The following is an 18,895-nucleotide window of genomic DNA, read 5'->3' as shown; positions in this document are numbered from 1 at the left end:
CTTACTTCGCCCCCTCAACCAATTGAACGAAGGAAGCAGGCTGCAAGCTGGCACCGCCAACAAGCGCACCATCGATGTCACTTTGGCCCATGTACTCAGTTACATTCTCAGGCTTCACGCTGCCGCCGTATTGAATACGAACAGCTTCAGCTGTTGCAACATCATACAAATCTTTTACAAGACTGCGGATGTAAGCAATAACTTCGTTAGCATCTTGGGAAGTGGAAGATTTACCTGTGCCAATAGCCCAGATAGGTTCGTATGCAATGACAACTTTTGCTGCTTGCTCGGCACTAAGTCCTTGGAATGCAGCTTCAGTTTGTACTTTACATACTGCTTTAGTTTGATCAGCTTCACGCTCTTCGAGCTTTTCGCCAACACATACGATTGGAGTGATACCGTGACGGAATGCAGCATGCATTTTCTTATTCACGATTTCATCTGTTTCGCCAAAATAAGCACGACGCTCTGAGTGACCAATGATTACATAGTCTACTCCAAGATCGCTAAGCATTACACCACTGATTTCTCCTGTGTAAGCACCGTTATCTTCAAAGTGCAGGTTCTGTGCGCCAATCTTGATGTCTGTACCTTTTGCAGCTGCTACAAGTGCAGGCAGGTTAGTAAATGGGGCGCAGATTACAGTCTCAACGCCTTCTACTTCTGCTTTGCCTTTGATGTCAGCAATAAAGCTTTCTGCTTCAGGAACTGTTTTGAACATCTTCCAGTTACCCGCAATAATTGGTGTTCTCATGAATTAAATTGCCTCCTTCTATACGTCTTACTTGTCGTTCAGTGCTTCTACGCCAGGAAGCGCCTTGCCTTCCATGAACTCAAGGGATGCACCGCCACCAGTGGAGATGTGATCCATTTGGTCAGCCAGGTGGAATTTTTCTGCTGCTGCTGCGGAATCTCCGCCGCCAATAACAGTGTAACCTTCAGTTGTTGCACAAGCTTTTGCTACTGCAAGTGTACCTTCAGCGAATTTATCGATTTCGAATACGCCCATAGGTCCATTCCAGACAACCAGCTTGGAGTTCTTGATAATATCGGCATAAAGTTCACGAGTCTTAGGTCCGATATCAAGTCCTTCCCAACCTTCTGGGATTTCATTGTAATTAACGATCTTAGTGTTAGCATCAGCACCGAATTTATCAGCAACCACAACATCAACAGGAAGCATGAAGTTTTTGCCAAGTGCTTTAGCTTTTTCGATGAATCCAAGAGCAACGTCAAGTTTGTCGTTGTCTACAAGTGACTTACCGATTTCAAAGCCTTGTGCTTTAGTGAATGTATAAGACAATCCACCGCCGATCAGGACGTTATCAGCCAAAGACAACAAGTTATCAATAACATCAATCTTGTCTTTAACTTTCGAACCACCGATGATCGCAGTGAAAGGACGTTCTGGGTTAGTAAGAGCTTTACCAAGAACGGTCAATTCTTTCTCCATCAAAAGACCGGATACAGCTGGTAGGAAATGAGCGATACCTTCTGTCGATGCATGTGCACGGTGAGCCGCACCAAACGCATCATTGACGAACAAATCAGCCAGTTCAGCGAATTGTTTAGCCAATTCAGGATCGTTCTTTTCTTCGCCTGGGTAGAAACGAACATTCTCAAGTACAAGTACGTCGCCTTCGCCTAGCTCAGCAATTTTTGCTTTGACAGCTTCGCCAACAGCTTCGTCAGCTTTAGCTACTGGTTTGCCGAGAAGCTCGGACAGACGTTCAGCAGCAGTAGTCAAACGCATGGAATCTACGAATTGACCTTTAGGACGTCCCATGTGACTCGCAAGAATGATCTTTGCACCGTTCTCAATCAAATATTTAATGGTTGGAAGGGTTTCGCGAATACGAGTATCATCAGTAATCTTACCGTCTTCTACAGGTACGTTGAAATCCACGCGTACAAATACGCGTTTACCCTTTACTTCTACATCACGGACGCTCTTTTTGTTCATGATTAATTCCTCCACACCCAAAGTTGTTTCTAGCAGGAAACAAGAAATACATTTAGAAAGAGCGGAAACAAGGAACTTCTGTTTCCGCTCTATAGATGTTACTTATATCAAGTCAATTACTTAGCGATTTTAGCGAATTTCTCCAAAGTACGAACCAATTGTGCAGTGTAGGACATTTCATTGTCATACCAAGCAACAGTCTTAACGAGTTGTTTGTCGCCAACAGTCAATACTTTAGTTTGTGTAGCATCGAACAGGGATCCGAAAGTCATACCTTTGATATCGGAAGATACGATTTCATCTTCAGTGTAACCATAAGTGTCTGGATCGGAAGCTGCTTTCATTGCTGCGTTGATTTCTTCAACAGTAACGCTCTTATCAAGAACAGTTACAAGCTCAGTCAGGGAACCAGTTGCAACTGGAACACGTTGAGCCGCACCATCCAATTTACCTTTAAGTTCTGGAATAACAAGACCGATTGCTTTAGCAGCACCAGTAGTGTTAGGAATGATGTTTTCAGCTGCTGCACGAGCGCGTCTGAAGTCACCTTTAGCATGTGGAGCATCCAAAGTGTTTTGGTCACCAGTGTAAGCGTGAATTGTAGTCATCAAGCCTTCAACGATACCGAACTTGTCGTTCAATACTTTTGCCATTGGAGCTAGGCAGTTCGTTGTGCAAGATGCGCCGGAAATAACAGTCTCAGTACCATCAAGAATGTCATCGTTAACGTTGTAAACGACAGTTTTCATGTCGCCAGTAGCTGGAGCGGAGATAACTACTTTCTTAGCTCCACCTTTCAAGTGTTTTTCAGCTGCTTCTTTAGTTGTGAAGAAACCTGTGCACTCAAGTACGATATCAACGCCTAGGTCGCCCCATGGCAATTCTTCAGGGTTGCGGTTAGCAAGAACCTTAACTTCTTTGCCATTGACTTTGAAGAAGCCATCATGCACTTCAACATCACCTTGGAATTTACCTTGAGTTGTATCATATTTAAGCAAATGAGCAAGCATCTTAGCGTCAGTCAAGTCGTTGATTGCTACCACTTCGATACCTTCTACATTTTGAATACGGCGGAAAGCAAGGCGTCCAATACGTCCAAATCCGTTAATTCCAACTTTTACACTCATTGAATAGTTCCTCCTAGAATTCGTTTTATTTATTCAAAACAGACCGTGAAGCCTGTCATGACAACAATGTTAAGTATGATGCAAGATATATGTTCTAGTGAGTTACGAGGATATCTGTAACTGATTATCAATTTCCTTGCCGATTTCCACAGCAGCAGCCTCGTCGGTGACGAGTATATTCTCCTGCCCGAAACGCAGCATGGCATGAATGGCTTTGGCCTTTGGTTTGCCTCCAGCAATACCGATGACTGTCTCCGTCCGAACAATATCTTCTAGACGTAGTCCCATCGTAAGCATCGTATGGACAACCTGACCATCTTCGTTAAAGTAATACCCAAAGGATTCAGCCACGGCTCCCTCACCCTGGATTTCTGAGACAGTTGCCTCATCCAGCTTGCGGCGGCGAGTCATTTCAATGGCATCCCCAATCCCATGTACAATAATACGCGAACTGCGGATGATTTGTACAATCTCTCCAATATTAGAGTCAAGTGCTAGTGACTGGTAGGCATCCCCACTAAGTAAATCAGGTACATGCAGCAACCGGTAATTCGCTCCTACCCGTTTTGCCATTGTTGAGGCAATCGTATTGGCTTGAATCTCCATACTCTCTCCTAATCCACCACGCGCCGGAACAAACCAAGCGTTCTTATAGGAAAGGGATAACGGCGGTGTCAATTGATCAGCCATATCGGCAAGCGTTGATCCACCTGTGACAGCAACTATATCATCTGTACGAAGTACACTGAGCAGCGCTTTTGCACCCGCTCGGCCAAGCTCACGTTTAGTGAATGGCGATGACTCACAATCACCCGGCACCACAATAACTTTATCCAGACCGTACGTTGCCCGAATTTTCTCTTCCAGCTCATCCAGACCAAACAGGCTCTTAACGACCGGCTCTAGCAAATCAAGCAGTCTACGCCCAGCAGCGCTAATGCGCATGCCAACGCTCTCGATCTCAATGAGCCCTTGCGATTTCAGAAGATCCGTCTCGGCACGCAGTACCCGCTCAGTCATATCAAGCGAAGCGGCAAGCGTTCTGCGCCCAATTATATCGGACAGCATGATCTGATGAAGAATCGTGTACCGTCTCTTAAGGGTTTCCATGAGATCAGGCAGAAGCTGCTTTTGGATATCTAATAAATTACGCATACTTTCACTCCTGCAACTTCGTCTTCCTCTATTCCCTTGTTCATGGTCTCAAAATGTCCCGGGTAAACTTTTTAAGTCCCACTCATATTCTAACCAAATATTGCTCGAAGTGCAAGTCTTCCGAGAGTAGAATTCTCAAGCGCTTGTCTTCTTATACATTTATAGGATTGGGAAAGAGGTTCAGCTCCAAAAAACCTGTCATTAACAATCCAGATTCTTTAGCTGAGTGAAATACAATGTACGCTTGTCCACCTTGAAGACTATGGATAGAGCCTGTGTACAGTATTATTATTTCATTGCAATTGCACAGGAATTGTATTATAATCATTTTTGTTGCGCCCGTGGTCCAATGGATATGACGTAGGCCTCCGAAGCCTGAGATCCAAGTTCGATTCTTGGCGGGCGCGCCATTAATTTCACTTTTGTACATAATTTAGTAGTGCCTATACTACTACTTAACCAAAGAGCCGCGTGTCGGCTCTTTTTTTTGAATATAAGTTTGACTTTCTTTGACTTTTTGTTTGAATTTGTTTATCATGTGGGTAATACGGCAAGAGTAAAAATGAATACATTTGAAGAACCAATATCAAGGAGGTTTTCCACGTGAGTTATATTCCTATGGTAGTAGAACAGAGCAACCGCGGTGAGCGCGCTTATGACATCTATTCCCGCCTGCTGAAGGACCGCATCATTTTCCTTGGAACGGAGGTTAATGACGTGGTAGCCAATTCTATCATCGCACAAATGCTGTTCTTGGCTGCCGAAGATCCGGAGAAGGACATTCACCTTTATGTGAATAGCCCAGGCGGTTCCATTACTGCAGGTATGGCTATTTTTGATACAATGCAGTACATTAAACCGGACGTTTCCACCATCTGTGTGGGTATGGCAGCTTCTATGGGAGCTTTCCTACTTAACGCTGGCGCTAAAGGCAAACGCTTCGCGCTGCCTAACAGTGAGATCATGATTCACCAACCTCTGGGTGGTGCTCAAGGTCAAGCAACGGATATCGAAATCCGTGCCCGTCGTATCCTCAAATTGCGTGATAAGTTGAATCGTATTCTTGCAGAACGTACGGGTCAACCGCTAGAACGTATTGAGAAGGATACAGATCGTGATTACTTCATGACTGCTGCAGATGCGGCAACTTACGGTATCGTTGATAAAGTCATCGAGAAAACACTGCCTAGCGGTGTGTAAGCTATAAAACAACACAAAGAGGCTGTGCCCTATCCACTTGATGGTTAGCGCACAGCCTCTTTACTTTTCAGACCACCACTTCATACGAATCTCAGTTAAATCAAACCGCCATATCCAAGCGCATCGAGTTTCTCAGCAATCACACGGTAGCCTCGGCCATTCGGATGTAAGTGGTCAATCGATAATAGCCCTCTCTCATTTCCTGCAAACTCACTATAGATAGAAGCAAACCCACATACTCGGCTACTATACTGTGAGGCATAGCGGTTAAACTGCCGCACCCACTCTGTAGCACCCACTACCTGAGGATAAGGATTATACAGTCCCACAATCCGAATGATAAAAGGTCTACGCGTTCCCGTCTTCAATTGGAAGAGGATACTCATAATTGCAGCAAAATTTTGTTTGCATTCTTGCAATGATCTTCGCAGCTCTTTAGATAAATTTTCAGGTTGTCTAGCTGCAGCCTTCGCAGCATGGATTAAATCGTTGCCACCGATGGATAGAGTGATGATGTCGGCTGCTCGAATGGCTTTGCGAGTCATTGCACTCCCCCGCAGCCGCTGTTCCAGTTCAGAAGTAGTCAATCCATTCACGCCCAAATTCGTAGAGGCTACATTAGAACGCAGTCTCCCTTCCGCCATTCTACGGTACACCGATACAAAACCGTTCCCTGGCAGAGCGCCAAATCCAGTCGTCAAGGAATCGCCAATTGCAGTGTATTGATAGCTCATAGCTCTCCCCCGTTCATAAACTAGTTACTCCATTTAGCATATGAATTCGAGGTGATTCTGGTAAGGGGGAGATGTCCAGTGGTGACACTAGCGGGTACGACTTCTCTATTTATTTTACAGCAGCAAATGGGCTACCGCCTTCCGGCAACAATTCTTTGAAAGTAAAGGGATATTCCGGGAACCCCGCAGCATAAGCTGTGTATTCATACAATTGGAAGAACAGAACGACCTGATCATCCTTCAGATAAAAATACTTTTCCGTATTCAATCCGTTGAATCCTCCCAAATAACTTTCCTCCGCTTTTACTAGCTTGTTCAACTTAGCATTCAACTCTTTTTTGTAGTTTGGGTTAGCTCCGAACAGGTCGCCCAACAGTAGACGTTTGCCATCCTTGAGCGAAAAGGTAAAAGCCTCCCGATTGGTCATACCATGAGCGCCGCCCGTATCGCTATACTGTGACATCACTAAGCTGATCACACCATCCTGATTGTAGGTCACCACATAATCTATATCATAAGTATACTTAGGCTCTGACCCAGATCGATTCGAGATATCCTTCTCTGCGCCTGCAGCGAATTTCATGGCACTTTCTTTCAAAATATCATTCATGGCCTGCTGTGCATTGGAATTGCTTAATCCACTAAACTTCGGATAATCAAGCTGGATCAAAGCCTCTTTTCGATCCTTAGCATAGGTCTCTGTAGTTACTATCAACGCATTCTGTGATCTATTCACCACATTCAACCTACTAGAGCCCCGACTCCAATCCACTTTATAGCCTAAATAATCATTTAACAGACCTGATGGAACATAGAGCCGATTGTTTATTAGCTTTCCTTCATACTCTCGAATGTAATAATTGTTCACCCAAATTGAAGTACCATAGCTAGATAACAGCAACTTGGCCTTAGTCGTTCCCTTTCCGATCGTGTATGCATTTTCTTTTTTATCATAAGTTAGAGGTAATTGCAGCACATCACGCATAAAGGTAATCGGAATCCAGACCTTCCCTTCCTGCAAAATACCTGTCTGCTGTGAAATCACCCCGTTCGCCTTTAAAACTATACTTGTAGCAATAGCCTTGCTCTTCGTCTGATCAGAAGCTGCATAACCCGTATCACTGGGCAGCAATCCTCCACCAAGCAATAATCCAGCCGACATCAAACCTATGCCCCATTTGCGTACTGTTTCTTTTGAAATATTCACCATCTAATTTTCCCACTCCTTTCCAGTTTATTAAACCTAATCTTGGAGAATTTACACAAAAAAAAGAGGCGCCCCCCACTATTACTAGTGGAAGATCACCTCTCCTCTCTGCAATCATCTTGTTCTGCTACTATTTCAATTCATACATTACGCTCAGCTGTGTTGTAACTTTAACTACTCCCGGTTGAACGGATGTGCTTGCACCAGCATCTGCTGCAGCCATTTCCATTTTTAGATTCTGTTCAAAATAAACCGGAGTGACATTGCCATCATTTTGGCTGACCGTGATTACTTGACCCAGGCTACGTTTAGCTGCCTTAGCAATAGCACCTGCTTTAACATCTGCGTTCGCCATCGCCTTTTCAATCACCTGAGCTTCAAAGGCAGAAGTATCTTCCACGGAAAAACGTGCATTTCCGATATTATTTGCCCCCGCCGCAGATGCAGCGTCTAGCAATTCACCAACCTTGGTCAGATCTCTATAGGACACTAACAGTGTATGATTCGCGTTGTATCCTTTCACTTGCTGTCCTTCTTTTTCGCTATAACTGTAGTTGGGTTGCACATAGAATTGGGTACTTTGAATATCCTTATCTGCGATTTTCCAAGTCCCCTTCAGTAGTGTAGTGATCTTTTGGATTTTAGCAGCATTTGTTTTTTGCGCTTCTTGCGCAGTTGTAGCCGTAGTATCCACACCGATGGACAAGTATACAATATCCGGCTTGATGGACAATTCACCTTTACCTACTACACTAACGACATTTTTCTGCACTTCATCTGCGTAAGCCTTTGCGGGACCTTGGAAGACTCCACTCATGCTAATCCCTCCAATTAACAAACTTCCTACGATCAACACTGAACCAATCTTTTTTACCAAACCTTTCATATTTGCCAGCCCCTTTCATCCTTTGTGATTTGTTATTATCCTCTAGACGAGTCTTTTTGGTAAATGTTGCACAGTTAAAATCTATTTTTTGGTATAAAAAAAAGCCCCTGGGGGCTTTTTAGTCATTCGATAAAAAGTCACTTCAAAAGATTATTGGTTCTCAAGCTCTTCTTTGCTGACGAGACTCGTCAAAGCGTTTACAGCTTGATCCGCGTCTGCACCATCCGCGCTGATATAGATCTCCGTGCCGGAACTGATCGCTAGGCTCATAATACCCATAATACTTTTGGCGTTTACTTTTTTATCGTCTTTTTCCACGAAAATCTCCGACGAAAACTTGTTAGCTTCTTGCACAAACAATGCTGCCGGTCGAGCGTGTAGCCCTGTCTTCAACCGAACAACTACCGGGTGCTTTGTCATGAAACGCTTACCCCCTAATTGAGTTCTCCCCAAAAATTTCACATTAATTTTATATTATTATATCATTATAACGTAAACCACACTAGAAAAAAAGTGACTAGCCGCCTCGAACCTTGTCCGCCAGTTCATCAATCTTACGAAGACGATGATTTACTCCGGACTTACTAACCGTACCTTTCAGCATTTCACCAACCTCTTTAAGGTTGATATCTGGATGTGCCATTCGAATTTCTGCAACTTCCCGCAGTTTATCCGGTAGGCTCTCCAGCCCCACTTCTCGCTGCAGCAGTTTGATATTCTCAATCTGCCGCACCGCGGCACTTATCGTTTTATTGAGATTCGCGGTCTCGCAGTTCACGATCCGATTCACGGAATTACGCATATCACGCATAATTCTTACATCCTCAAATTTGAACAACGCTTGATGCGCCCCGATCAGACTTAAGAATTCGATAATCTTCTCGCCTTCTTTAATGTATAGAATGAACCCTTTTTTACGTTCAATGCAGCGTGCGTTTAGGTGAAATTCACCAGCCAGATCGACCAGCGCCTTACAATGCTCCTCATACATCGAGGAAATCTCCAAATGGTAAGAGGAACCCTCCGGATTATTAACGGATCCGCCCGCCAAAAAGGCACCCCGCAAATAAGCACGCTTACAGCAGTTATTCCCAACAATCTCTTTATCAATACCGTCGGTAAAAATAAATCCTTCGGACACAATTCTGAGATCATTTAAGATTTCCTGTACGCGACTAGGGATTCTAACGATATAAACGTTATTTTTCTTCAAACGCATTTTTTTACGCACGAGTAGCTCAATATGGACCTGGTAATATTTCTTAAGTAAAGAATATACCCGCCTTGCAATCGCGGCGTTCTCCGTCGAAATGTCGAGAATCACCTTTTTGCTTGAAAGCTGCACAGATCCATTCATACGGATAAGCGCTGACATTTCCGCCTTCTCACAACAGGGCTCACTCTCCACCATCGTCAGCTCTTTTTTGGTAAGGGCCGCAAAAGACAAGGGTCTCACCTCTTTCTGAAAATAAGTACGTCATTCATATATACAAGCATAAACGCCTTCGGCGTCCTTTTGAGGACGGTAAGCGTTTAAGCGAGAAATATAAGAAAGTATAGGTGTAAAACTTATATTTTCTTATATTTTAAGTTATACCCTAGGGTTTCTGTTTATCCAATCTTGCACAAGCTGATAGATATGATGACTAAGCTTATCAGTATCATGCCTTAAATAAGTTCGGAATAACACTAGCTTATCCGCTATAACTTTATATGCACTGCCTTCTAGTACATCCTTATCGAGCTGTACCGGACGTGCACCCTTCTCAGCGTACTTCGACTGCACCTGCTCAGGAATTTCACCGTCATTCACAATAATATAATCAAATAAATGAATCCCAATATGATCATAAACGGCTTGTAGATGGTCATTTACAGTATAATTATCCGTTTCACCAGGCTGAGTCATTACATTGCAGACAAAAATTTTGATTGCATCAGAAGATACAACTGCTTCTGCTAGCTTCGGAACAAGTAGGTTCGGAAGAATGCTCGTATATAGACTCCCTGGACCCAAAAGAATTGCATCAGCATTTCGAATCGCTTCAAGTGCTTCAGGCAACGGTTCCACATCAGCAGGCTCCAAAGAAACCCGTTTAATGATCCCGCCTGCTTCCGGTATCTTAGATTCACCCGTGATAATCGTGCCGTCCGACATTTCTGCACGCAATACTACGGCATCCCCCGCAGCGGGTAATACCCGTCCGCGAACAGCAAATAATCGGCTAAGCTCACGAACAGCTGTGACAAAATCGCCAGATATATCTGTAAGTGCGGCAAGAATTAAATTGCCAAGACTATGACCCGCCAAGCCTTCGCCCGTGTTGAAACGATATCTCATAATATCCGCCATGAGCGGCTCTACATCAGCCATAGCTGTTAATACGTTGCGGATGTCCCCAGGAGGCGGCATTTGCAGTTCACTGCGCAAAATGCCCGAGCTTCCTCCATCATCTGCTACGGTAACTATAGCTGTAATATCTAGCGGCTTTTCTTTTAAGCCGCGAAGCATGACAGATAGCCCCGTGCCACCGCCCATAACGACGATACGTGGACGCTGTCTTTGTTCTTCAGCCACTATGGACCCCTTCTCTCATTAGTGCCGATCACGCTCGGAATCCCGATGACTAACGGCTACGGATTCCGTTTCGCTGACGCCCAGCATTTTGCCCAAATATTCAGAAATGGCTACTGAACGGTGTTTCCCGCCTGTACAGCCAATGCCGATAATAATCTGGGATTTACCTTCCCTACGATATTGCGGAATTAAGAAATGAAGCATATCGAGCAGTTTGGTCAGGAACACCTGTGTTTCAGGCCACTTCATTACATAGTCATAGACATCGCTGTCCTGACCTGTTTTTGGCCGCAGGTGATCCACATAATGTGGGTTAGGCAAAAAGCGAACATCGAAGACGAGGTCTGCATCAATAGGAATACCATACTTAAATCCGAACGATGTAATGTTGACGGAGAGTGTACTTTTTCCTAAATGCGAGAACCGAGAAACGATCTTCTCCTTGAGCTGCACTGGTTTCATACTGCTAGTATCCAGACATAATGTAGCTGAATTCTTTAATTCCTCAAGCATTTTACGTTCCAGCTTGATACCATCAAGCGGAAGTCCCTTAGGCGCTAGAGGATGATGACGCCGGCTTTCCTTGTAACGCTGCACAAGCACCGAATCCGTAGCATCCAAGAACAAGATTTCACAGCCAATGGTTGACTCATCTTTAATATAGGCTAGAGACTCGGACAAAGCAGTGAAGAATTCCCTACCGCGCAGGTCAATCACAAGCGCTACCTTGGCGATCTTACCCTTCGACTGCTCAATCAGTTCTGCAAACTTAGGGATCAGCACCGGCGGCAAATTATCGACACAGAAGAACCCTAGGTCTTCCAGACTCTGCACAGCAATTGTCTTACCCGCACCTGACATTCCGGTAATAATGATCAGGGTGGCTCCAGCCGTTGGAGTATTGTCCAATTCGGTCATTAAAGCGTCCCCTCCCTAAATTAGTATATGAATACTCCCTATCTTTTAAGAACGAAGCAGAAGACCTGCTGCACCCACAATACCTGCATCATTACCAAGCTCTGCAGGAATAATCGAAACACCAGTCTGAAGCGGAGCCGGTGCGAGCTTAGCAAACACACGACGAACTTCATCAAATAGAATATCTCCAGCCTTAGACACACCACCACCAATGATGAAGACCTCAGGGTTAAGCACGGCTGCAACAGAAGCCATAGATTTACCCAGGTAGTATGCTGCACGGTTTACTATGCGAATCGCTACTTCATCGCCAGCCTTAGCCGCATCAAAGACTTCCTTCGCAGCAATCTTCTCTACCATTGAGAGGGAAGTACGATCACCACGAGCTACTGCATCGTTAGCCATACGAATAATTCCTGTAGCGGAGGAAACGGTTTCCAGACATCCCATATTACCGCAACCACATTGAATGGCTTCCAAATCCGGCACTACAGTGATATGGCCAAGCTCACCTGCTAGACCTGCAAAACCTTGATAAATCTTTCCGTTAATAATGATTCCGCCACCAACACCTGTTCCTAGCGTATAGCAGACACAATTTTCAATCCCGCGTCCTGCACCACTCCAGGCTTCACCCAGTGCAGCCACGTTCGCATCATTGTCTATTTTGACAGGCTTGTTCCAGCGATCTTCCAAAATGGAGCGAATCGGCACATCTTTAAATCCTATGTTGGGCGCAAGGATAATGATTCCTTCACGAATATTTGTGAACCCTGCTACGCCCGCGCCTACACCTGCAAGCTGATCCCAAGAGTACGGGGAATCCTCCACAATTTGGCGTACATACTTCTCGATATTATCGATAACAGTATCGACACCTTCTGCAGTTCCTGTGGGTCCCTCATAAGTATGCAGTAGCGTTCCCTCAGCATTGCAGATTCCAACCTTAATTGCAGTTCCACCCAAATCCACGCCAACGTAGATATTCTCAGACATGTAACAAGCCACCTTTTTTTATACTAAAATAGTTAATCCTAAGTACCAACTATAATAGAAGCCCCCTCTGTGGTCAAGGAAAGACAACACACCCGGGAATTCCTTATTTTAATACTATACTCTATTATATTCTAAAAAGACCCCCTTACGACTAAGTAAGAGAGTCTTCTGACTATATTATTATCTGGAAAATAACCTAAAACACCCATTTATTCTGACAAAATACGCTTTTGCCCCTCCAGTGCACGGATAGGTGCGATATTCTGTGTAAACTCCAGCGTACCCATATACCGACCAGTCTCGTCGCGGACGGCGAAATAACGGATATAGATAAATTTATCCTTGATGTTGATCCAGAAGTCCTCAGCATCCTTACGACCTGCCTTAAAATCTTCCAGAAGCTTCTCCACCACATGAACACTTTGAGGCGGATGACAGTTCTGTACCGTGCGGCCGATAACTGCCTTAGTTCGGGCAAAGATACGTTCCTTCCCGTGTGAAAAATATCGAACGACATCATTCTCATCAATGAATGTCAGATCTACTGGCAGGTGATTGAGTACTGTTTCGAGCTGATGCAATGACAACAGCCCTGTCTCAAAACGGATGAACCCTTCTTGCGGAGCGGCTCCCACTGCTCCACCCTGCAATGCTGCACCTTCCGGCTCTGCGGCACGTTCGGGTATCCACTCCTGCTCCGGCGCCGTTAGGCAGAATCCGATCTCATCGCTCTCCCGAGCGATTTTGACCCATTCGTCTTCCGTCAATTTATCCAGCGACATAGGCAATAAAATATTTTCTTCCTTAAAAATCATTTCATTAACTTCCTTGATGATCTCCGTAAGTTGAACACCAATATCTGCTGCATTTCCGCTGTAGCTGCTGAGCGCTGCTTTTGCATCTTTAATCATACGACGGATATGATCATCCACGCCCCACATTACCTTGGTTGGTCCATAAATGCCGTATTTTTCAAGGTAAGGGAACAACAGATTTTCTTTTCGACTATAGTGTTTATCTAGATCCAGCAGTAAGCTAAGATCCTTCAGCAGCTTAAAGATCAGCTCCTCGCTGTCATTCTTCTGGAATTTGGTAGCATGCAAATCTAAACGGAAGTTCACAAGTCTTTCAATCTCACGGTTTTCTAGCTTGAAGGTGTGGACTGGGTGGCCGGGTTGTTCTTCAGGCTTTGAGGAGCGGTGAATTTGCTCAATAGAGCCTTTGAATATTGCTGTATGCACCGAACAAAGCCGCTGTACCTCGGATACCGGAATTCCCTCTTCAGTCATTAACGAATGCTCCATTGCAGAGATTTCCGCAACAGTAACATCACCTACAGCTTCCTCGAAGCGTGCCTTAACCTCTTCAACACTTTTGCCTGCATGCAGTTCTTTAATAATCTCCTTGAGCATGGCTTGGCGACGAGTTTGCTCCGGTACATCAACCTCGCGGTTATTTATCAGTTCACTCATTATTGATCTCTCCTTAATGAAATTTTGATGATAGATTCCTTTATTTCATAATCTCGAAGCCATGTCGTTCAAATGCTAACTTCACGGTGTTGAGATCCATTTTCTTCAGCTTGATTCCTTTGGATAAGGTCATGAAACGGCCAGCGGTCTGCAGCATACCTGGCTTAGCAATGTCCTTAAAGCCCAGCTCTACCATAATCTCAACGACCTCTGGATGCCGGGATACCATCTCGAAGATAGACTCATCCATTCGCAGCATTTTTTCCATTGGACTCTTCTCCTTTATATGAGAACTATTCTCAACAACAGATTAGCACAGGCCGTACAAGGCAATAGTGATTGCAATCACTAAATTAGAAGAAAGCAATGACCGTTCTTTTAAAGATGGATTATGTATAATGTGAAATTAAAAAAACTGCCCCCTACGCTACATAGCATAAGGGACAGTCTAATTCGTAATAAATTATTTATTATAGCGTTACTCCTGTTTTGAATATGGATATCTCGCGGAAGTTATTCTTCTCGTTATTTACCCATTCCCCACTAGCCACGCTGATAATGTAGTTAATGAAGTCACGCAGAACCTCATCTGGAGAACCATCTTCAACCAACACACCCGCATTAAAATCGATCCAGTGACGTTTACCTTCATACAATGGGGTATTGGTAGACACCTTCATTGTTGGCACGAATGTACCAAAAGGTGTCCCCCGTCCGGTCGTAAAGATCACCAATTGGCAGCCAGCAGCAGCCAGAGCCGACGAAGCCACTAGGTCATTGCCCGGCGCGTTAAGAAGATTTAAGCCTTTGTTAGTGATAAGCTCTCCATACTTGAGTACATCCATTACCGTAGAATTACCGGATTTTTGAGTGCAACCCAGCGATTTATCCTCAAGCGTAGTAATCCCTCCGGCTTTATTGCCTGGTGAAGGGTTTTCATATACCGGCTGTTTATAGTCCATGAAATACTGCTTAAAGTCATTGATGAGATCAACAATTTTGTGGAAAATAGCTTCGTCTGCAGCACGTTCCATCAGAATCTTTTCGGCGCCAAACATTTCAGGTACTTCAGTGAGTACAGTTGTGCCGCCTTGGGCAGCCATATAGTCAGACAGACGTCCAAGAAGCGGATTCGCTGTAATCCCGGACAGGCCATCCGAGCCTCCACACTTCAGACCAATCTTCAGCTCAGAGAGTGAGACTTCTTCCCGATGATCGCCCTGTACGTTATTGTAGAGTTCCTTCAGCAGCTTTACGCCTTCTTCAATCTCGTTTCCAACCTCTTGGGAGACAAGAAAACGCACTCGATCGTCATCGTAACTACCCAGCATGTCTTTAAAAATATGCAAATTGTTATTCTCACAACCTAGTCCGAGCACAAGTACGGCACCCGCATTTGGATGCTTAACCGCGTTAGCAAGTATTGTACGAGTATTGTCATGATCATCACCCAGCTGGGAGCAACCATAGTTATGCTTCAGTACTAGCACGTTATCGAACGGCGCAATATCCCCAACCTCTGCCTTAAAAATATTGATGATCTGCTCCGCCACTCCATTCACACAACCAACCGTAGGGACGATCCACAGCTCATTACGAATACCTACAGATCCGTCAAAGCGACGATACCCCTTAAAGGTCAAATTCTCCGTTTTAAAAGGATTGGGGGTCAGCTTCTGCTCAAAAGTATATTCCTCAACCCCTGTTAGGTTTGTCTTCGTATTATGGGTATGCACCCACTGGCCCGGCACGATAGGCGCTTTAGCATGACCGATGGGATAACCATACTTCAATACATTCTCGCCTTCGCTAATACTGGTTAGTGCAATTTTATGACCTCTAGCAATATCTTCCGTAATTTTTATCTCTTTTGAACCAATCACAATGGTGTCGCCTGCTTGATAGTCTTTAAGTGCAACTGCCACGTTATCAGCCTCGTTGATCTGCAGTACCTCTTTCATAGTCTTAATCATGTCGTTATCCACCTCCTGTGTATTAGTTGTGTGCAGGTCTCTTCACGTACGCTTGCAGCGCTTGCTTCATACCTGTTCTCTCAATCGCAATGAGCCCTTCTGTCACCTTGTCAGTAAGACCAGCCACTTCATTCAGGTCACAGCCCCAGCGATTTGTCGCTGCTAATACCTCGACAGCCAGTGCCCGTAACCCAGTGTCTGTGCCATCCCATCCTCCCCACAAGGAGGCGAACCATTCCAAAATATCCGCATCATCCGCCAGCTGAATCTCTTCTTCCCCTCTACGTCCTTTATAGAAGGCAATTAATGCACTCATTGAGAAAACAAGCTTCTCGGGCAATTGTCCTTTGGACTCTACATATTGCAATAAAGAAGGCAGATCTCTTGTCTTAAATTTCGAGATAGAATTAAGGGAGATGCTCATCAAGTAATGCTGCACATAAGGGTTCAGGAACCTTTCCAATACCGCGTCTGCAAAAGAATTCAATTCCTCTACCGGCAGATCCAGCGTCGGAATGATCTCATCGTAGATTAAGGACTTCACGTACGCCCCAACCTCTTCGTGCTCAATGGCCTCGGCAACCGTATCAATGCCGTACAAATACGCTACTGGTGTCATAGCTGTATGAGCTCCGTTTAAAATCCTCACTTTACGAGTGCGATAAGGGGCCATATCATCCACCACCAGCACATTAAGACCTGCTAGTTCAGCCGGGAACTCCTTTTTAATCCACTGCGGTCCTTCAATCACCCAAAGATGGAATTGCTCGCCGACAACGACCAGCTTATCCTCATAGCTCAATTCTTCCGTAATCTCAGCGATGGTGTCTCTTGGATATCCAGGAACGATGCGATCTACCAAACTACAGCAGAAGGTGTTGGCTTCATTCATCCAGTTTACAAAGCCCTCTCCCAGATTCCACAGGTCAGCATATTTCAAAATAACCTTCTTAAGCTCATCCCCATTTCGGTCAATCAGCTCGCACGGAATGATGATAAAACCTTTAGAAGCATCACCGTTAAAAAATTCAAAACGCTTATACAATAAGGCCGTCAGTTTACCTGGAAAACTGCTCTGCGGAGCATCGGTTAACTTGTCGCCCGCTTCAAAAGCAATTCCCGCCTCAGTGGTGTTGGACACGATAAAGCGCAGCTCTGGATTCTCGGCAAGCTTCATATACTCCTCATGCTGGGCAAAAGGATTAAGCGTCCGTGTAATACAGTTGATGACCTCATGTTCTTTTACCGCTGCTCCATCTTTGATTCCTTGGAGATAAAGCGTATATAAACCGTTCTGAGCATTTAGCATTTCTGCAAGTCCGTTGCCCAGCGGTTGTACAACCACCACGCCACCATTGAAATCCGTTTTTTGATTCATGGTATGAATCTGCCAATCTACAAAAGCGCGCATGAAATTGCCTTCTCCAAATTGCAGAACCTTCTCAGGATATTGCTTGTAAGCTCTCCAACTATCACTATTTAATCTGTTCATATAAACGCCTCCTATTTATAAATGCACACGTAAAACTAATTAAATATACTTTATAAGACAATATTTTTATTACTATTTTATTAATTTATGCACACGTGAAAATTTTAGTTCAAAATCCTTCACAAGTGAAAGGATCAAGCTGCTATGCGCAGCTTTTGCTTCTACAGTTTCCTAACCGATTCTCTCGCAATAAACTCCGTATCAATCGAGGTTAGCCCGTCATTCTCCAAAGGTTCTTTAATTAAGCTTAGCAGCTTGCGGGCTCCTTGCTCGCTGATCTTCTCAATAGGACGTTTAACTGTGGTAAGCGAAGGATTCGCAAAGAGCGAAAATCCAATATCATCAAAACCAACAATAGAAACATCGTTCGGCACCTGCAGCCCGCGCTCAAACACAGCTTTCATAGCCCCGATCGCCATATCGTCATTGGAACAGAATACTGCCGTCGGCGGTTTTTCCAAATCTAGCAGCTTGCCCATCGCCTCATATCCACTTTGCATATCGTAATTACCATTTCTCATATAATCGTTACGAACAGGGATATTATGGTCAATCAAAGCTTTTATAAAACCGTCTCTGCGTTCCTGCGTGGATTTAAAGCCCTCAACACCTTCAATGATCGCAATGTCTTGATGCCCGGACTCAATCAGGTGTTTGCCTGCATGATAAGCGCCTTCCCGGTCATTCGAGATGATATTAATAATGGAGCGATCATCTATCTGCCGATTCAGCACAACGATTGGAATGCCTTGCTGGACAACATGGTAAATGAATTTATTATCTGCTTCACTCTGGCTCATTAGAATAATTCCATCAAAGCGTTTGTGATGAATAGAGGAATATTCCGCATAATCGTCGATCCCACGGATGAACAGATTATACTCTACATCTATGACACTATTTACACCACGAATCGTATCAGAGAAGAAACCAGACGTGGTGCCGTTGGCGATACTCGTGAAGAACAAGCCAATGGTGTATGACCGCTGCATCACAAGGCTTTTGGCATTGTAATTGGGGACATAACCCACTTGCGCAGCGATCTCGGCAATTTTTTTACGTGTAACTTCTTTAATTAGGGGACTGTTGTTAAGTGCTCTTGATACAGTTGTATGTGAAACATTCGCCAGTTTGGCGATATCCTTGATTGTAGGTGCCATGGGTCAACCTTCCTTATCAAACGGGTTTGGCTCT

Annotated in this window: 18 protein-coding genes and 1 tRNA gene; 2 read left to right on the top strand and 17 right to left on the bottom strand. The window is 44.5% G+C overall.

Features of this window, described 5'->3' with window-relative positions; all coding sequences use genetic code 11:
- Nucleotide 1: 1 nt before the first annotated feature.
- The 4 genes from tpiA to MHI27_RS00915 all read right to left on the bottom strand — a co-directional run bounded on the left by tpiA (nt 2) and on the right by MHI27_RS00915 (nt 4,245).
- A complete protein-coding gene (gene tpiA, locus MHI27_RS00930; RefSeq protein ID WP_042123325.1) occupies nt 2-754 on the bottom strand; it encodes a triose-phosphate isomerase in 753 nt (250 codons plus the stop codon).
- A 27-nt stretch (nt 755-781) separates the two neighbouring features.
- A complete protein-coding gene (locus MHI27_RS00925; RefSeq protein WP_042184036.1) occupies nt 782-1,963 on the bottom strand; it encodes a phosphoglycerate kinase in 1,182 nt (393 codons plus the stop codon).
- A 116-nt stretch (nt 1,964-2,079) separates the two neighbouring features.
- Entirely contained in the window at nt 2,080-3,090 is a 1,011-nt protein-coding gene (gene gap, locus MHI27_RS00920; protein ID WP_036687120.1) for a type I glyceraldehyde-3-phosphate dehydrogenase, read from the bottom strand.
- Between the two features lie 102 nt (nt 3,091-3,192).
- On the bottom strand, nt 3,193-4,245 hold the full coding sequence (locus MHI27_RS00915; RefSeq protein ID WP_042123320.1) for a sugar-binding transcriptional regulator: 1,053 nt from the start codon (nt 4,243-4,245) through the stop codon (nt 3,193-3,195).
- Nucleotides 4,246-4,580: 335 nt separating this feature from the next.
- Between MHI27_RS00915 and MHI27_RS00910 the strand changes: the two genes are divergently transcribed.
- Nucleotides 4,581-4,655: transfer RNA gene (locus MHI27_RS00910), tRNA-Arg, on the top strand.
- 193 nt (nt 4,656-4,848) lie between these two features.
- On the top strand, nt 4,849-5,445 hold the full coding sequence (gene clpP / locus MHI27_RS00905) for an ATP-dependent Clp endopeptidase proteolytic subunit ClpP (RefSeq protein ID WP_060626469.1): 597 nt from the start codon (nt 4,849-4,851) through the stop codon (nt 5,443-5,445).
- A 95-nt stretch (nt 5,446-5,540) separates the two neighbouring features.
- Here the strand turns inward: clpP and MHI27_RS00900 are convergent, their stop codons facing one another.
- The 13 genes from MHI27_RS00900 to MHI27_RS00840 all read right to left on the bottom strand — a co-directional run bounded on the left by MHI27_RS00900 (nt 5,541) and on the right by MHI27_RS00840 (nt 18,861).
- Nucleotides 5,541-6,179, bottom strand: a complete 639-nt coding sequence (locus MHI27_RS00900; RefSeq protein ID WP_405175377.1) for a GDSL-type esterase/lipase family protein — start codon at nt 6,177-6,179, stop codon at nt 5,541-5,543.
- Between the two features lie 109 nt (nt 6,180-6,288).
- Nucleotides 6,289-7,389, bottom strand: coding sequence for a PdaC/SigV domain-containing protein (locus MHI27_RS00895; RefSeq protein ID WP_405175376.1), 1,101 nt, complete (start codon nt 7,387-7,389; stop codon nt 6,289-6,291).
- 127 nt (nt 7,390-7,516) lie between these two features.
- Nucleotides 7,517-8,272: an SIMPL domain-containing protein gene (locus MHI27_RS00890; protein ID WP_042184030.1), complete on the bottom strand. Its 756-nt coding sequence runs from the start codon at nt 8,270-8,272 to the stop codon at nt 7,517-7,519.
- A gap of 150 nt (nt 8,273-8,422) precedes the next feature.
- The gene (locus MHI27_RS00885) at nt 8,423-8,692 is read right to left on the bottom strand and encodes an HPr family phosphocarrier protein (protein ID WP_036687106.1); all 270 of its coding nucleotides are present in this window, start codon (nt 8,690-8,692) and stop codon (nt 8,423-8,425) included.
- A 97-nt stretch (nt 8,693-8,789) separates the two neighbouring features.
- The gene (gene whiA / locus MHI27_RS00880; protein ID WP_042123310.1) at nt 8,790-9,719 is read right to left on the bottom strand and encodes a DNA-binding protein WhiA; all 930 of its coding nucleotides are present in this window, start codon (nt 9,717-9,719) and stop codon (nt 8,790-8,792) included.
- A 144-nt stretch (nt 9,720-9,863) separates the two neighbouring features.
- Nucleotides 9,864-10,811 (bottom strand): YvcK family protein, encoded by a 948-nt coding sequence (yvcK, locus tag MHI27_RS00875; RefSeq protein ID WP_179085868.1) that lies wholly within the window; start codon nt 10,809-10,811, stop codon nt 9,864-9,866.
- A gap of 57 nt (nt 10,812-10,868) precedes the next feature.
- The gene (gene rapZ / locus MHI27_RS00870) at nt 10,869-11,768 is read right to left on the bottom strand and encodes an RNase adapter RapZ (RefSeq protein WP_042123306.1); all 900 of its coding nucleotides are present in this window, start codon (nt 11,766-11,768) and stop codon (nt 10,869-10,871) included.
- Between the two features lie 45 nt (nt 11,769-11,813).
- Complete coding sequence (locus MHI27_RS00865; RefSeq protein ID WP_042184026.1) at nt 11,814-12,764, bottom strand: ROK family glucokinase; 951 nt, start codon at nt 12,762-12,764, stop codon at nt 11,814-11,816.
- Nucleotides 12,765-12,973: 209 nt separating this feature from the next.
- Entirely contained in the window at nt 12,974-14,236 is a 1,263-nt protein-coding gene (locus tag MHI27_RS00860) for a DUF438 domain-containing protein (protein ID WP_405175375.1), read from the bottom strand.
- 40 nt (nt 14,237-14,276) lie between these two features.
- Nucleotides 14,277-14,504 carry a DUF1858 domain-containing protein gene (locus MHI27_RS00855; protein WP_042184022.1) on the bottom strand — a complete coding sequence of 76 codons (228 nt, stop codon included), beginning with the start codon at nt 14,502-14,504 and terminating at the stop codon, nt 14,277-14,279.
- 202 nt (nt 14,505-14,706) lie between these two features.
- Nucleotides 14,707-16,197 carry a UxaA family hydrolase gene (locus MHI27_RS00850; RefSeq protein ID WP_405176676.1) on the bottom strand — a complete coding sequence of 497 codons (1,491 nt, stop codon included), beginning with the start codon at nt 16,195-16,197 and terminating at the stop codon, nt 14,707-14,709.
- A 34-nt stretch (nt 16,198-16,231) separates the two neighbouring features.
- Nucleotides 16,232-17,701 carry a tagaturonate reductase gene (locus MHI27_RS00845; RefSeq protein WP_405175374.1) on the bottom strand — a complete coding sequence of 490 codons (1,470 nt, stop codon included), beginning with the start codon at nt 17,699-17,701 and terminating at the stop codon, nt 16,232-16,234.
- Nucleotides 17,702-17,862: 161 nt separating this feature from the next.
- Nucleotides 17,863-18,861: a LacI family DNA-binding transcriptional regulator gene (locus tag MHI27_RS00840; protein WP_340973653.1), complete on the bottom strand. Its 999-nt coding sequence runs from the start codon at nt 18,859-18,861 to the stop codon at nt 17,863-17,865.
- Nucleotides 18,862-18,895: the final 34 nt, after the last annotated feature.

Origin of the sequence: Paenibacillus sp. FSL H8-0261, assembly GCF_045040645.1 — a bacterium.
Taxonomy (GTDB): Bacteria; Bacillota; Bacilli; order Paenibacillales; family Paenibacillaceae; genus Paenibacillus_AQ.
The sequence above is the reverse complement of the archived record's forward strand: the minus strand, read 5'-3'. Positions and strand labels throughout refer to the sequence as shown.

Excerpts from the sequence above, each read along its gene's own strand:
- rapZ (WP_042123306.1), bottom strand. The coding sequence starts at position 11,768 with ATGACCGAATTGGACAATACTCCAACGGCTGGAGCCACCCTGATCATT.
- MHI27_RS00895 (WP_405175376.1), bottom strand. The coding sequence starts at position 7,389 with ATGGTGAATATTTCAAAAGAAACAGTACGCAAATGGGGCATAGGTTTG.
- gap (WP_036687120.1), bottom strand. The coding sequence starts at position 3,090 with ATGAGTGTAAAAGTTGGAATTAACGGATTTGGACGTATTGGACGCCTT.
- yvcK (WP_179085868.1), bottom strand. The coding sequence starts at position 10,811 with ATGGGCGGTGGCACGGGGCTATCTGTCATGCTTCGCGGCTTAAAAGAA.
- MHI27_RS00885 (WP_036687106.1), bottom strand. The coding sequence starts at position 8,692 with ATGACAAAGCACCCGGTAGTTGTTCGGTTGAAGACAGGGCTACACGCT.
- MHI27_RS00840 (WP_340973653.1), bottom strand. The coding sequence starts at position 18,861 with ATGGCACCTACAATCAAGGATATCGCCAAACTGGCGAATGTTTCACAT.
- MHI27_RS00855 (WP_042184022.1), bottom strand. The coding sequence starts at position 14,504 with ATGGAAAAAATGCTGCGAATGGATGAGTCTATCTTCGAGATGGTATCC.
- MHI27_RS00900 (WP_405175377.1), bottom strand. The coding sequence starts at position 6,179 with ATGAGCTATCAATACACTGCAATTGGCGATTCCTTGACGACTGGATTT.
- MHI27_RS00890 (WP_042184030.1), bottom strand. The coding sequence starts at position 8,272 with ATGAAAGGTTTGGTAAAAAAGATTGGTTCAGTGTTGATCGTAGGAAGT.
- MHI27_RS00915 (WP_042123320.1), bottom strand. The coding sequence starts at position 4,245 with ATGCGTAATTTATTAGATATCCAAAAGCAGCTTCTGCCTGATCTCATG.
- tpiA (WP_042123325.1), bottom strand. The coding sequence starts at position 754 with ATGAGAACACCAATTATTGCGGGTAACTGGAAGATGTTCAAAACAGTT.
- MHI27_RS00860 (WP_405175375.1), bottom strand. The coding sequence starts at position 14,236 with ATGAGTGAACTGATAAATAACCGCGAGGTTGATGTACCGGAGCAAACT.
- MHI27_RS00925 (WP_042184036.1), bottom strand. The coding sequence starts at position 1,963 with ATGAACAAAAAGAGCGTCCGTGATGTAGAAGTAAAGGGTAAACGCGTA.
- MHI27_RS00845 (WP_405175374.1), bottom strand. The coding sequence starts at position 17,701 with ATGAACAGATTAAATAGTGATAGTTGGAGAGCTTACAAGCAATATCCT.
- MHI27_RS00865 (WP_042184026.1), bottom strand. The coding sequence starts at position 12,764 with ATGTCTGAGAATATCTACGTTGGCGTGGATTTGGGTGGAACTGCAATT.
- MHI27_RS00850 (WP_405176676.1), bottom strand. The coding sequence starts at position 16,197 with ATGAAAGAGGTACTGCAGATCAACGAGGCTGATAACGTGGCAGTTGCA.